General features: G+C 53.8%; 16 protein-coding genes. 2 read left to right on the top strand and 14 right to left on the bottom strand.

Annotated features, from left to right (window positions below):
* Nucleotides 1-49: 49 nt before the first annotated feature.
* The 4 genes from L2W58_RS05230 to L2W58_RS05215 all read right to left on the bottom strand — a co-directional run bounded on the left by L2W58_RS05230 (nt 50) and on the right by L2W58_RS05215 (nt 4,806).
* Nucleotides 50-976: an ABC transporter permease gene (locus L2W58_RS05230; RefSeq protein WP_236102129.1), complete on the bottom strand. Its 927-nt coding sequence runs from the start codon at nt 974-976 to the stop codon at nt 50-52.
* Between the two features lies 1 nt (nt 977).
* Nucleotides 978-2,042 carry an ABC transporter permease gene (locus L2W58_RS05225; RefSeq protein WP_236102127.1) on the bottom strand — a complete coding sequence of 355 codons (1,065 nt, stop codon included), beginning with the start codon at nt 2,040-2,042 and terminating at the stop codon, nt 978-980.
* Nucleotides 2,039-3,553: an ABC transporter ATP-binding protein gene (locus tag L2W58_RS05220; RefSeq protein ID WP_236102125.1), complete on the bottom strand. Its 1,515-nt coding sequence runs from the start codon at nt 3,551-3,553 to the stop codon at nt 2,039-2,041. Before L2W58_RS05220 ends, L2W58_RS05225 begins: the two co-directional genes overlap by 4 nt.
* Before the next feature lie 158 nt (nt 3,554-3,711).
* Nucleotides 3,712-4,806, bottom strand: coding sequence for a BMP family ABC transporter substrate-binding protein (locus L2W58_RS05215; protein WP_236102123.1), 1,095 nt, complete (start codon nt 4,804-4,806; stop codon nt 3,712-3,714).
* Nucleotides 4,807-4,993: 187 nt separating this feature from the next.
* Here L2W58_RS05215 and gpt point away from each other — a divergent pair, with 187 nt between their 5' ends.
* Nucleotides 4,994-5,479 (top strand): xanthine phosphoribosyltransferase, encoded by a 486-nt coding sequence (gpt, locus tag L2W58_RS05210; protein ID WP_236102121.1) that lies wholly within the window; start codon nt 4,994-4,996, stop codon nt 5,477-5,479.
* 44 nt (nt 5,480-5,523) lie between these two features.
* Here gpt and L2W58_RS05205 read toward each other — a convergent pair whose 3' ends face one another.
* The 10 genes from L2W58_RS05205 to modA all read right to left on the bottom strand — a co-directional run bounded on the left by L2W58_RS05205 (nt 5,524) and on the right by modA (nt 13,109).
* A complete protein-coding gene (locus L2W58_RS05205) occupies nt 5,524-5,892 on the bottom strand; it encodes a cupin domain-containing protein (RefSeq protein WP_236102119.1) in 369 nt (122 codons plus the stop codon).
* A gap of 61 nt (nt 5,893-5,953) precedes the next feature.
* Complete coding sequence (locus L2W58_RS05200; protein WP_236102117.1) at nt 5,954-6,751, bottom strand: XdhC family protein; 798 nt, start codon at nt 6,749-6,751, stop codon at nt 5,954-5,956.
* A gap of 13 nt (nt 6,752-6,764) precedes the next feature.
* Nucleotides 6,765-7,355, bottom strand: a complete 591-nt coding sequence (locus L2W58_RS05195) for a histidine phosphatase family protein (RefSeq protein WP_236102116.1) — start codon at nt 7,353-7,355, stop codon at nt 6,765-6,767.
* Entirely contained in the window at nt 7,352-8,461 is a 1,110-nt protein-coding gene (locus L2W58_RS05190; RefSeq protein WP_236102115.1) for a DVU_1551 family NTP transferase, read from the bottom strand. Before L2W58_RS05190 ends, L2W58_RS05195 begins: the two co-directional genes overlap by 4 nt.
* Nucleotides 8,443-9,195, bottom strand: a complete 753-nt coding sequence (locus L2W58_RS05185; RefSeq protein ID WP_236102114.1) for a Rossmann-like domain-containing protein — start codon at nt 9,193-9,195, stop codon at nt 8,443-8,445. Before L2W58_RS05185 ends, L2W58_RS05190 begins: the two co-directional genes overlap by 19 nt.
* On the bottom strand, nt 9,192-9,635 hold the full coding sequence (locus L2W58_RS05180) for a Fur family transcriptional regulator (RefSeq protein WP_236102112.1): 444 nt from the start codon (nt 9,633-9,635) through the stop codon (nt 9,192-9,194). Before L2W58_RS05180 ends, L2W58_RS05185 begins: the two co-directional genes overlap by 4 nt.
* A 9-nt stretch (nt 9,636-9,644) precedes the next feature.
* Nucleotides 9,645-10,664 carry a molybdopterin-binding protein gene (locus L2W58_RS05175; protein WP_236102110.1) on the bottom strand — a complete coding sequence of 340 codons (1,020 nt, stop codon included), beginning with the start codon at nt 10,662-10,664 and terminating at the stop codon, nt 9,645-9,647.
* On the bottom strand, nt 10,661-11,749 hold the full coding sequence (locus L2W58_RS05170) for an ABC transporter ATP-binding protein (RefSeq protein ID WP_236102108.1): 1,089 nt from the start codon (nt 11,747-11,749) through the stop codon (nt 10,661-10,663). The genes L2W58_RS05175 and L2W58_RS05170 overlap by 4 nt, the downstream gene beginning before the upstream one ends.
* Nucleotides 11,746-12,375 (bottom strand): molybdate ABC transporter permease subunit, encoded by a 630-nt coding sequence (locus L2W58_RS05165; protein ID WP_236102106.1) that lies wholly within the window; start codon nt 12,373-12,375, stop codon nt 11,746-11,748. Before L2W58_RS05165 ends, L2W58_RS05170 begins: the two co-directional genes overlap by 4 nt.
* Entirely contained in the window at nt 12,372-13,109 is a 738-nt protein-coding gene (gene modA, locus L2W58_RS05160) for a molybdate ABC transporter substrate-binding protein (protein ID WP_236102104.1), read from the bottom strand. Before modA ends, L2W58_RS05165 begins: the two co-directional genes overlap by 4 nt.
* 115 nt (nt 13,110-13,224) lie before the next feature.
* On the opposite strand from modA, the gene L2W58_RS05155 reads away from it, so the two are divergent.
* On the top strand, nt 13,225-13,656 hold the full coding sequence (locus L2W58_RS05155; RefSeq protein ID WP_236102102.1) for an MOSC domain-containing protein: 432 nt from the start codon (nt 13,225-13,227) through the stop codon (nt 13,654-13,656).
* Nucleotides 13,657-13,757 lie beyond the last annotated feature (101 nt).

Here is a 13,757-nt window from a genome sequence, read left to right as displayed (position 1 = left end):
AAGAGGACCGGTTTTTAAACCGGTCCTCTTTCTTTATCTAGAAGTAGCTTTAACGTTCTTCTCTGTAAAATGGGGTGCCTAGGGCGGCTGGAGCCCCGAACAGTATCCCCTTCCCTTTTTTTACGGATATGATCAGCAATACCGTTATAGTCAGTATGTAGGGCAACATAAGGAGGAGAGGAGCCGGGATGTTCGTTCCCGCCGCCTGTATCCTGAGCTGACATGCCTCGACTCCTCCGAAAAGATAGGACCCGAATGCCGCTCTGGCTGGGTGCCATATCGCGAAGATCACCAGAGCAACCGCTATCCAGCCTCTGCCTGCGGACATCCCCTCTGTCCACATGTGGCTGTAGGATATGGACATATAGGCTCCTCCTACGGCAACGACTCCACCTCCTATCAGCGTAGCCGCGTAACGTATGGCCGCTACGTTCAAACCGACCGAATCGGCGGCCCTGGGGTTGTCCCCTACCGCTCGCAGGTTTAATCCTGTCTTCGTCCTCCATAGAAACCAACACATGAAGGCGACCAAGGCATAGGATATATAGACCAGTGGATCGTGGTCGAAAAAGACCGGTCCTACGAGGGGGAGCTCTCCCAGAAAGGGTATAGTCGTCTTTGTCAGTCCCTTGATAGTCTCTCCGACGTAGCCTATTCCGAGTATGGCGGTTATCCCCGTTCCCAGCATGGTCAAGGCCAGGCCGCTGACCACCTGATTCCCCCCGAGGGTTATGCAGACGACGGCGTGAAACAGGCTGAAGAAGGCCCCTATGCCGAAGGCTGCCGCAACCCCGAGCCACGGGTTTCCCGTGGACGATGTGACGGCGAAACCGGATAAAGCTCCTAAAAGCATCAATCCCTCCAGACCGAGGTTCATCACTCCGCCCTTTTCGGTTATTATCTCGCCCAACGTGGCGTAGAGGATCGGGGTTCCGCTTCTGACCGCTGCGGCCAATATGGGTACGATGATCTCCACGTTAGATCTCCTCCTTCACCAGGACGATTCGGTATCTTCGGAAGAACTCTCCGGCCAGTATGAAAAACAGGATGCATCCCTGAACCACCAGTGTACTGGCGATAGGCAGCCCCATCACGATCTGTAGGGACTCGCCTCCGACCAGCAGACCTCCCATGAGGAAGGATACGATAGCTATGGCCAGAGGGTTCAGCCTGGATAACCAGGCCACTATGATGGCAGTGTAGCCGAATCCTCCGGAAAAGCCGTGCTGCAACCTGCCCTGAAGTCCGGCGACCTCGCTCATCCCGGCCAGTCCGGCTATGGCTCCCGATATGAACATCACCACAACGACGTTTTTGACGTAGTCTATTCCGGCGAAGGTAGCCGCCTTGGGGTTTTCTCCTATGACCCTTATCTCGTACCCCCAGCGGGTCATCTTGAAGACCCACCATGCCAATAGAATCAAGGCCAGGGCTATAAAGATGCCCGAGTGGACCCTGCCCCATCCTATAGGTACCAACTTGGCCGTCTCCGGGAAGGGCGCCGTCATGGGGAAGCCCAGACTGGATGGATCCCTCCAGGGACCGTAGACGAAGTAGTCCATCAGGTGTATGGCGATATAGTTCATCATGAGGGTAGTTATTATCTCGTTGACGTTCCATCGTGCCTTTAAATAGCCGGCGAAAGCGGCCCATATGCCTCCTGCGATAATCGCCGATATGCCCATTATGGTCATCATGGTCCAATGGCCCTCAACGGGGAAGTACCTTACCGCGGCGGTCGCCGCTATGGCTCCCATGAATATCTGGCCTTCCGCCCCGATGTTCCATATCAACATCTTGAACGACAGCATAAGGGCTATCGCCGTCATGGCCAGAGGTATGGCTTTGACCATGCACTCGCTCAGGCCGTAACTGTCGCCAAAGGCGGAATAGTACATTTCCCTGTAGGCCTCGACGGGAGAGACCCCCATCATGACGAGAAAAACCCCGCTTGCCAGAAAGGCCATCAGAAGTCCTCCTACGGGAATAGCGAGGTCCAACCAGAGAGGCTGTCCTATCCTTTTCTGTCTTTTTATCCTCATGCCCTGGTCCTCCCCAGCTCATCCATCCTGGTTCCGGCCATCATCATTCCTATTTTCTCCACCCCGAACGACGATGGCTCGTCGACGATCCCCATTATCGAACCTCTGTACATTACCGCCAGGCGATCGCTCAGAGCCAGCAGCTCGTCCAGGTCCTCGGATATAAGAAGAACGGAGGCTCCTTTCTCTCTCTCGTCCAGAAGCTGCTCCCTGACGAACCTGGTCGCCGCCACGTCCAGTCCCCATGTAGGGTTCATCGCTATCAGGATCTTAGGAACGTCGCTGAGCTCTCTACCGAGCATCAGCTTTTGAATGTTACCTCCCGATAGATTTCTGACGGGGGTTGCCACCGAGGGTGTATCCACGTTGAAGTTCTTTATGATGTTCAAAGCGTGTTTGAGAACTATCTTCCAGTCTATGATAACGCCGTGAGCTACGGGGCTTCTCCAATATCTCTTGAGGGTGGAGTTTTCCCCTACGTCCATGTTGGAGACCATGCCGGTTCCCCGTCTATCCGCAGGTATGTAGCGAACCCCCGCGTCTATCAGTTCTCTGGCCCCTTTTCCGGTTATATCTTTTCCGCCGAGGAAGAGATTTCCCGAGACCAGCCTTCTGAGACCGGCCATGACCTCGCACAGTTCGGTCTGTCCGTTTCCGGCGACTCCCGCTATCCCCAGGATCTCCCTTTCTTTGAGGTCTAACGATACCTGGTCCAGGGCCTTGAGACCTCGGTCGCTGAGAGCTGTGGTCTCGAACAGACTGTATGTGACCTTTCCCGGAGGAAGGGGTTTCTTATCCATCTCCAGCGACACCCTTCGACCGATCATCATCTCGGCTATCCGTTCCTTGCAGGATTTGCAGGTGTCCACCGTGCCTATGAGTTTTCCCTTTCTGAGGACGGTTATCCTGTCGGAGATCTCCATCACCTCGTCCAGTTTATGGGATATGAAGATCACGCCTCTTCCCTCAGAGGTCATTTTCTTTACGGTGGAGAATAGATTTCTGGCTTCCTGAGGGGTGAGGACCGCCGTCGGTTCGTCGAGAATCAGGACCTTGGCGTTTCTGTATAAGGTCTTGAGTATCTCTACCCTCTGCTGTTCTCCTATGGAAAGCTGCCATATCAGGGCCTCGGGATCGACGTCCAGGCCATATTGGCGGGATATTGACTCTATATCGGATATGATCTTTTTTTTGGGAAGTATCTGAGGAAGGTCGGCGGAACCCAGGATCATGTTTTCCCATACCGTCTGAGAGGGGACCAGCATGAAGTGCTGGTGTACCATACCTATACCTCTGGCTATCGCGTCGTGAGGGGATCCGAAGGAACACTCTTCTCCGTCGATCTCGATAGATCCTCCGTCGGGACGATATATGCCGGAAAGTACGTTCATCAGGGTGGATTTCCCGGCTCCGTTTTCCCCTAAAAGCGCCATTACCTCCCCCGGTCTGACCGAGAGGTCCACTTCGTCGTTAGCTCTGATGCCTTGAAAGGATTTTACGATTCCTCTCATATTGACCAACGGGCTTGGTTCCGACGTCGTCATAAAAAGAGTCCCCCCTTGCACGGTATCATGGATATGAGGAAATAAAGCGAGGGTGCTCTTTTATGAAGCACCCTCTTGCTATGATACACTGAAAACCTATCTCGGTGAATTAATTCTGAATGGATCTATTTGGGAATGGTGCCCTCGACACCCTGCACGAACCAACTCATCCCGAGCATCTCTCCGTCGGTCATCTTTGCGTCCTCGGCGACCTTAAGCTCGCCGTTTTGGTCCCATATGGGGCCCCAGAAGACGTCCCATTCTCCGGATATTATGGCCTTCTTCCTGGACTCTACCGTTTCCTGAAGGGACTTCGGCACTGTCTCGTTGAACGGGGCTAGTTCGACCAATCCTTCTTTCAGTCCCCACCATACCTGATCGGGAGCCCATACCCCGTGGGCTATCTGTTTGACCGTGTAGTCGTAGTATGTTCCCCAGTTCCATACAGGAGAGGTCAGGTGCATCTTCGGTGCGAACTTGGACATGTCGTTGTTATATCCTATTACGTAGACTCCGGCCTCTTCGCAGGCTTGAGGTGCCGCTCCGCTGTCGGCGTGCATTCCTATGACGTCGGCGCCGGAGTCGATTAGAGCCTTGGCTGCCTCTTTCTCCTTGCCCGGGTCGAACCAGGAGAACAGCCATATTATCTTTACCTTGACCTTGGGATTGACGCTTCTGGCTCCAAGGGTAAAGGCGTTTATGCCTCTTATGACCTCCGGGATCGGCTGAGCCGCCACGTAACCGAGTACGTTGCTCTTCGTCATGGCTCCTGCCACTATTCCGGAAAGGTAGCGGGCCTGATACATACGGCCGAAGTAGGTTCCCAAGTTATCCGCCGTTTTATATCCCGAGCAGTGCATGAAATAGGTGTCGGGATGCCTCTTGGCCACGTCGACCATGAAGTCCATGTAGCCGAAGGAGGTTCCGAAGACCACGTTGCATCCTTTTCTAACCAGGGTCTCGATGACCCTGGCGGAATCAGGTCCTTCCGGGACGTTCTCCACTATAACGCTCTTCGGCAGGTCGGGGTTATGCTCGTGCATATAGGTTCTTCCCTGATCGTGCATGAAGGTGTAGCCCCCGTCTCCCACCGGCCCTATGTATATGAAGCCGGACTTTATGTCCTGAATCGGGATGGCCTTCATGGCGGCGGTAGCGGTGCCGATCATGAGGACCGCCAGGGATAGGGCGATGATGCCTGTCAGTAACCGTTTTTTCACAGTCAATACCTCCTCTACGTATTAACGAGACGAAGCCCGTCTTTGCCAGAGTATATCACGTAAGGACGATGTATATCCATGAATACAGTTGCCCTGGTTTTACATTTTTCTCTGTTTGGGTAAAATAATGGGCAAGCAAAACGCTTCCTTTACGGGGGAGACTTTTTATCTTTGGAGGAAATGCCAGATGGGTTCGGAGGAAAGATACCACAAGACTTTCTCTGTATCGTGGGAACAGATTCAGAGAGACTGCAAGGCCCTGGCCTGGAGGCTTTTGGACCGCAAGTGGGAGAGGATAATAGGGATAGCGAGAGGAGGACTCATCCCCGCCGCCATAATAGCCAGAGAGCTCGATATAAGGTTGGTCGATACCGTCTGTGTCTCCAGCTATACCATGAAGCGTCAGGGTGAGCTGGAGATATTGAAACAGATCGATACGTCCAGCAAAGGCGAGGGGTGGCTCATAGTGGACGATCTCGTCGATACCGGCAAGACCGCGAAGGTAGTGAGGGAGATGTTTCCGGAGGCTCGGTTCGCAGCGGTTTATGCCAAACCAGAGGGAAGGCCTTATGTCGATACGTACATAACCGAGGTCAGTCAGGATACCTGGATACTGTTTCCATGGGATGCCGAGGCCCAGTATTCGGATCCCATAAGCATGAGGCAAAAATAACGGAAAAACGGGACGTAGGCTCGACCGAACTACGTCCCGTTTTTTTACTCCACCAGTGTGGGAGGAAGTCTGTCTCCCTCCTCCGGCACCATGCAGATGAAATGGAAGTCGCAATGTTCCTTGGCCTGGAATCGATGGTGCACCTTCGGAGGTATGTAGAACCAGCCGCCCTCCTTTAGTTCGAACATCTGGTCGTCTACGACCGCCGTAGCCTCTCCTTTCAGGATCAGCCCCCAATGAGGCCATTCGTGGCAGTGAAGCGGGTTTCCCGTTCCAGCTTTTATGGTGAAATAGCGCACCACGTGCCCTGGCCAGTCGTGGACTTCCGGGCTGAATACGATTCTTTTTTCCATGGTGGGACCGCTGGCGTCGTCCAGCTTTATGTCTCTCAACGATCCGGTATATTCTTTCATGCTCCAAATCCCCCTTCGAGTAAGGTCTCTCGAAAATCAGTATAACAGAAAGGTTCCTGCCTCAGATTGCGGAAGGACAGCCGGAGGAATTTTTTCCGGAGTCGTTGGAGATGATCTCGGCCATTATCGCCACGGCTATTTCCTGAGGGGATCCGGCTCCGATTTCCAGTCCTATGGGGGTATGGATTCTCTCCAGATGTTCTTTCGATACTCCCTCTTTTCCCAGCGTTTCCCACAGAGTGGCGGCCTTCTTTTTGGAGGAAAGCATGCCGATGTAGGATGGATCTCTGCCATCCAGGAGTTTTACGACGTTCCCGTCTTTTCCGTGGGCCCAGGTGCATATAACGACGGAGACTCCCGGTTCCATCGGGAGGGTTTCGATGGCCTCTTCGAGAGGCAGATCCACAAATCTGGAACAGCCTGAGGGAGCCGTTATCCCGTCCCTGTCGTCCCAGAAAATCACTGAGTAACCGCAGAGAGAGGCTATGGTTCCCACCGCCTGTCCCACGTGTCCTGCTCCGAATATTACCAGGTCTCTTCTCCTGCCTATCGTCTCCATGAAGATGGCGGTGCTGCCTCCGCATATAAGTCCCTCCGTATCGGAAGGCTCCGCCTCCAGACGGTATTCCATCATCTCGTTAGGACGGCCGTCTGAGAGCAGCTTCCGTGCTTTCGATATGGTCTCCCTTTCGAGGGCTCCGCCTCCGACCGTGCCGATCGTGGTGCCGTTTTTTTCGACCCACATCTTCGAACCTATCCGACAGGGGGTGGATCCGTTTTTCGCCACTACCGTGCAGAGGACTCCGGGGGTTCTCTCTCTTATAGCCCTTTCCATAGTTTCGATTATCTCTGGGGTCATCTCGTCTCTCCTTTTATGTTATTTGGGAGATCCAGTTGGATCTGACCAATTTTACCCCCTTGGAGCCGTAGTCCAGTACGTGGATCCCGCAATAATCCTGTTCCATGAAAAATACGGTTTTGAGGGGAATTCCGATCTCCTTCCATAAAACGGTCCTGAATACACCCAGGTGTCCGAAAACCGCGACCGATCTGTGGTCTGTCAGTCTTTCCCTGACGGCCGGTACGGCCCTCTTTGCGAGGTCCTCGAAGCTTTCTCCCTTGGGAGGTCTGAAGGTCTCTATCTCGGTCCACCTCCTGTCGAGGTCGTCCGGGCATTCCATCGCCAGGTCGGAGAATTTTTTCATCTCCCACTCTCCAAGGTCGATCTCCCTGAGATCCGGAACCTCCAAAGGTTTAAAGCCCGCTCCTTCGGCGGTGGCCAGACATCTGATCATGGGGCTGGATATGACGAAGTCCGGGGAAATTTTCCCGATGACGGAGGACAGCCCTTTCGCCGAGCTCCTGCCCTTCTCCGAAAGAGGAAGGTCGGTGGCGCCGTAGAACGTCCTTTTCTCCTCCAGTTTCGGCTCGCCATGGCGTATCAGATAGACTCTGCAGGTCATCTCAGTTCCTCCATGCCGTCCCTGCCTATCGCCTTGGAAAAGGCATCCAGCATCTTTTTAGCTTTTTCCAGCCTTCTGGCCGCGTTTTTTCTGGCTTCCGGGCGATCCTCGAACTTGGTCAGCATTCCGGCGAGCCGTTCCTCCGGAGAGCATATTCTGTCGTCGCAGGTGAGCTTGTCCGCCAGATAGAGCAGGGCGCCTTCGTCCAGAACGCCGTCGTAGGGGTAGTCCATGTGCAGTTCTACCAAACTAGCGATCGACGGAAATCCGTGAGAACGTAGCGCCTCCGCTCCGACTTTTCCATGTTTTTTCTCGGTGCGACATAGGTCGTGGAGGGATGCGGCCGCCTTCAATAGAGGCAGGTCAAGCTTTGTCCCCCTCTCTATCAGGAGATTGGCCATCTTGAGGGCGGTCTCGGTAACCTGCTTTTCGTGTCTTATCACCCTCGTCGGGGTTTCGTATATCGTCTCGAGGGCTCTGATCTCCTCTTCGGAGGGTATCGTTCTATTCGAGGCCATTGAGGAAAGGTTTAGGTGGTCCTCTCTGTCGTCCATGTCGCAGAGTATGAAGCGATCCGCCACGGGAATCTCGGAGCTCTTATCTTCCAACAGATTCAAGGCCCCCCTCAAGCCCATCTCTCCGTTCCAGCCCAAGATTTTCGAAACGGCTTTCCTGTCTATAATGGGAGGATGGCCTCTTTTTCCGAGAAACGTGGGGTAGGCGACGGTAGAATTTCCTGCCAGTCCGCAGATTCTCGATAGAGTAGAGGCCTTTACCATAGGAATGTCGACAGGAAGGAAGAGAAAACGATCCCAACTTACAGGCATGGCCTCAAGGGCCTTTCGAACCGATGAGAACATCCCCTCTTCGTATCGTTCGTTGTGGACCGTCTTACATCCGAGCGCTTGAGCCAAGGGCTCGATCTTCTCTCTCCAGTGCCCGGTGACTACCAGGATCTCCTCGATACCGGCCTGTCGAAGATTCGATACCACCCATTCCATGGCGGGAAGTCCCAGTATCTCCATGGTAGCCTTGCAGACTCCCATTCGGGAGGAATATCCGGCGGCCGGAACTATCGCTCCCGTTTTCAACATGATCTCGGACACAGATGATTTAGTCCTAAGAGGGCGCCTGTTCCCGATATGGTGGTGCCGAAGAAGATGATCTCCTTGTCCCTTCTCTCGTATATTTCGACTATCGAGTCGATCGTATCGTTGACCAAGGTGGAGCCGGTGACTAGACAGAGGTCGACCTGGTCCGCCATCCTCTCCATGTCCTCGTCTCCGTTCCAGACCTCTACGCCATATCGAACTTGCCCTATGTTGGCAGGGTTCAGGTCGACGATCCTCATCCTTCGAGGCCCCAGTTTCTCCGAAGCGTTGCGCAGCATGGCGGGCTGGTACCCCACTATACCCAGGATACCGTCAGGTGTCAGCTTCTCCTCTATCAGGTCGGCTATCTCAGATCCGCAGGAGTCTGGCTCCGAGTCCTTGCAGTGGACCGTGTGTCCGCATATGCCGAGGGCGGACGACAGGGCGTTGACGGTGCCTATGATAAGGGCTCTCGATCTGTCGTCGTCTGGATCCATCGTCAGTACGTCCGAGAGAGTTCCAACCCAATTGGATGGACTGGAAGTGAAGGACTGCCCATGATGACCGTCTATCTCGACGTCCATTAACTTCTCGACGCCTCTCTGTAATGCGAAATCCTTGTACGGGGACGGGTCGCCTAAAGCTTCCTCAACACCGAGAGCTCTGGCGGTTATGCTCGAGCCGGTAGGGTAGCTGCTCTCTCTTATCACGTCGTTTAGGGTTTTAATCGCCGATGTCAACAAGGTCATCTTATATCCTCCTCGTGATCCTTCGCCTTTTTAGAATTGCACTCGTCGCATATTCCATATCCCAGAAGTTGCTTCCCCTTTATGGTCCAGCCCTCCGGAAGGCTGATGTTGGGTATGGGCTGATCTTTTAAGCATACCATTCGTCCGCATTCGATGCAGATTAGATGAGCGTGATTTCCTGGGCAGCCTACGATGCCTTCGTCGTGGATGCAGTATCTCCACACCCCGTCTATACCGAGTATGCGGTGGATCATTTTTCGTTCTTCCATAGCCTTCAGGTTTCTGTATAGGGTGACCCTGTCGAAGGGGGCCAGCTCGGGATCCGACTCGAGGTCGCAGTGAGCCATTGGCTCACCTTCTTTGGCCAATCTCTGCAGGATAGCTCGCCTGCACGGAGTGGCCTTGAGCCCGAGCTCGTTGAGTTTTCTTCTGTAGTCCATGATCTGGGCTCAACGGGATGCGAAGCCGCAGTTGGGAAAGTTGCAGATTCCGCAGTGTCTGCAAAGCCCGCCGACTCCCCATCTTCTGGTCTCCTCGAAGGAGGGGAGTTTTCCCGTGAATATCCTAGGCAGCATAAGATCCAGGGAAGTCCACGTCTCGAATACCGCCCCCGCCGGGACTCCCATTACGATCAGTTCCCCCTTTCGGGCGAGCATTATATGGCACCCGGGAAGGATAGGTATTCCCTTGAAGATGGTCTCGTCCGTAGTTGTCTCTATAGCGGATGAGGTTACGTCGTCGGCGTCCACGCTCATCCCGCCGGTGCATATGATAACTTCCGCCCCTATATCGACCATGTGATTTATCGCCTGGACTATTACTTCCTTTTCGTCGGAAACGATGGCCTGTTCTATAATCGTTCCTCCGTATTCGGCTATCTTGACCTCCAGTTTCGGTCTGAAAGAGTCCTTTATACGTCCCTCGGCCAGCTCTCTGCCGGTGGTTACGAGCCCTAACTTTAAGGGAGAAAAGGGTATCACCGATATGGGGGATGCTATCTCCTCCGCCCTTTTTACCTGTTCTTCGTCGACGGCTAAAGGCAATACCCTGAATCCAGCCACGATCTCTCCTCGTTTAACAGGGACGTTGACCGGCAATGTAGAGACTATCCAGCTTGGATCCAGGTTGATCCCGTTTATACCGTCGGTGTCGAAGTGGAGCAGACCGTCTCTTCCCGCTTTCAAAGTGCATTTCCCCTCCGATGGCCCCGAAGGGGAAACCCCGTCTCCGGTCAGCATCCTCGAGAGTCTAACCGATGCATCGTCCTCGTGAATCTCCTGCGGCTCTAGTTCCAATACCGTGAGATGGGCTCTTCCCATGGACCTAAGGATCTCAAGGTCGGATTCCTCTACGATGTGCCCTTTCTTGAAACGAGCCCCCTTGAATCCCCTCTGTGGCGATATCTGTGTGAGGTCGTGGGATAGAGGACGGCCTATGGCTTCCTCCAGGGGCAAGGTCTTTTTATTCATGGTAGATTCCTCCGATTTTTGAATATGATCGATATATTCCTCGGCCTTACCGCCATCTCCACGGATGAACCTTCCTCCGTATCCAGAGAGGTGTATGAGGTCGAAGGGAATTCCAGCTGCCAGTTAGTCCCTCCTCCGTCAACGTGTAGATGGCACACGTTGCCTATGATGTACCTCTCGAGCACCGTCCCACGTACTAGGTTTCCGGAGAAGATAGGGTCCATCGGTATGCCCGGATACAGCAGAGATATGTTGTCGGGGTTTATGAAGGCGGAGGCCGGGCCCTCTTCGTTTATCGAAGGCGGGAGCATTAGCTTCCCTCCGTTCCAAAGAAAACGCATACCTCCGTCGCCTCTCACCACCGTTCCCTCAATAGTGGTTCCCCATCCCAGGGAATGCCACCTCTCCCCCGTTCCGGATAGCAGTTCCTTCGATCTTATCTTGCCGGTGATCCTGCCGTCCTTTACCAGAAAGATGCGGTCGCCCAGCGAACAGACGTCCTCTATCTGGTGGGTAACGTATATCATGGGAACGGAGGTCTCTCTGTGAAGCCTTTTCAGCTCCCTTCTCAGAGATCTTCTGAGAGGGGTATCCAAAGCGCTGAAGGGCTCGTCCAAGAGGATCAGATCCGGATCGGAGGCCAGGGATCTGGCCAGGGCGACCCTTTGTCTTTGTCCTCCGGAGAGTTGGGGTGGAAAAAGGTTCTCCTTTCCGTTTAATCCCACTTTTTCGAGCCATCGACCCGCCTTTTTATTCGCCTCTTTTCGGGGCATCCTGTCGTCCATGGCGAAAGCCACGTTTCGTTGGGCTGTCATATGTGGAAAAAGGGCGAGATCCTGAAACACCATGGAGATCTTTCTCGTCTTAGGGGATGCCCATGAATTCCCGTCGGACAACACCCTGTCACCAAGGATCAGTCTGCCTCCGCCGTTAGGCTTGATGAGTCCCGCCAGAAGTCTCAGGGTCATGCTCTTCCCCGCTCCGCTGGGTCCGAAGAGGACCGAGATCTCCTTTTCCATGGAGATGTCCACGTCTAGATCGAAATCTCCTACACTGTGTCTGAAGGATGCGTCCAGCCACGTCACGATTGACCTTCCATTCTTCTCACGAAAAGCAGGCTGGCTATACCGACACACGCCAGCACAGCCGCCGCGGCGTTCGCCTTCGCGAACTCCAGAGACTCGACCTGACTGTATATGTACAACGGCAAAGTCTGCGTTCTGCCCGGTATGTTCCCCGCTATCATCAGTGTAACGCCGAAGTCCCCTAAGGCTCTGGCCGATGACAGGGCCAATCCGGCCAGTATGTACTTTCGTGCCAGAGGAAGGGTTATCCTGTAGAATATCTGCCATTCTCCCTTGCCCATGGTCCGTGCCGCCTCTTCCAGAGAGTTGGGCACGGAGAGGAAACCGGTCCTGGACGCGGATATTATCAGAGGCATCGACGGAATGAGGGCCGCTATAGAGGCGGCGGGAAAGGAAAAGAGCAATCCCATCGATCTCGTGGCCGGTATGCTGCCGAGCGCCATGAGCAGGTAGAGTCCCAACACTGCCGGAGGGAGCGCCACCGGAAGCATTAGCGCTGTTTCCAGAATAGGTTTGCCTGGGAAATCCTTTTTAGCGAGAAGCCATCCCGAGGACATACCGATTATCAAGAGAAGGGGGACATCTACGACCAGGACTTTAAGGCTTATTATCAGCGATTGGATCAATTACGTTTCTCCAGAGCGAACCCCCATTTCAGCCATATGGGGTCGGTCTGGGAGGAACGGCAGAAAGACCAGAATTTTTTTGCCTCGACCCCGGCGGAAGGGGATAGACCTCCTACCTGGGGCAGAGTGGCTCCCTCCATGACGGTAAATGAACCTCCGGCCTTCAGAGCAGCGCTCTCGGGGATAAAAGCCCACTCGGCCGCACCGCTCTTTACTGTGATGATAGCCTGCGGGGCCGACTTTGCCGGCAGGACTTTTTTTCGATCTAGCGAGTCCCACATATTCAGTCTCTGGAGGTGTTTTTGGGCAGCCATGCCGTAGGCGGTGGTATCCGGATCCGGTATGGCTACGGTTTTCTTTTCGAGATCGGACAGATTCGGTTTTTCCGCCTCGGGACTCCACAGTACCAGTTGTCCTATGGCGAAGGTGTGAACATCTACCAGAAGGTCGCGATCCTCCATCCACTTTGGCCATCTCGGTTCCGAGAGCAGTATAAGCCCATACGGTGCGTCGGCATCGGCCTGTTTTGCGAGAGCTCCACAGGGTCCCTTCACGATGGAGAGAGGCTCGTTCCCTGCCGATACGTAAAGCGTCATGACCTCCTCGACGCATGGTGCTATTCCGGCGGCCACGGCCACTATCTCCCGATCCGTAGCTGTAGAGGGCACGGTTGAGAAAAGGAACAGAGCGATTGAGACGATCGATATAATGTTTTTCTTCGTTGACTGCTTCACGTTGCAGGACCTCCTTCGATATTTCCCCCGGTCGTTGTTTATGGAGGATATTATATAATGCAACCTAGTTGCGAGTGTATTATACACCGAAAAAAAAGGAGGATTCCATATAATCATGTCGAAAATCGAGGCTATATGTATTAGCTCCAAACGTCAAGAACCTAAGAGATCCGTCCCCTGTGCCTCTTTCCTGTTCGGAGGTATAGACGGAGATTCTCACCGAGGTGTCTCCGAGAGAGAGGTCAGTCTGTTGAGGTCGGAGGATATATCGGCTGCGGAGAGCCAGGCCGGATTCAGCTTTCCTCCAGGAGCCTTGGCGGAGAACCTGATAATTTCGGGGTTGCCGAAGGATCTTCCTGTAGGGACGGAGCTTAAGATAGCTGATGTCTCTCTTTTGCTTGTAGAGAGAGGAAAAAAGCCGGGAGAGCCCCATTCCTACGACTATAGGGGATGGTGTCTCCTTCCCGACGTAGGTTTTTTTTTGAAGGTCGTCGATGAGGGTATCGTGAGATTGGGAGACGAGGTTTCCTGGAATTTTTCGAATTAAACTGAAAGGTATCCACCGTAGACGATTTTTTGGTATGATAATTTGATCGATGAGTCGACGTTTCAGAGAGGTGGTGGTTTAAAGGAACAGTCGCAAAAGTG

This window comes from Dethiosulfovibrio faecalis, from assembly GCF_021568795.1.
In the GTDB taxonomy this organism is placed as follows: Bacteria; Synergistota; Synergistia; order Synergistales; family Dethiosulfovibrionaceae; genus Dethiosulfovibrio; species Dethiosulfovibrio faecalis.
Note: the sequence above shows the minus strand (reverse complement) of the source record. Positions and strands in the feature narration are given on the sequence as shown.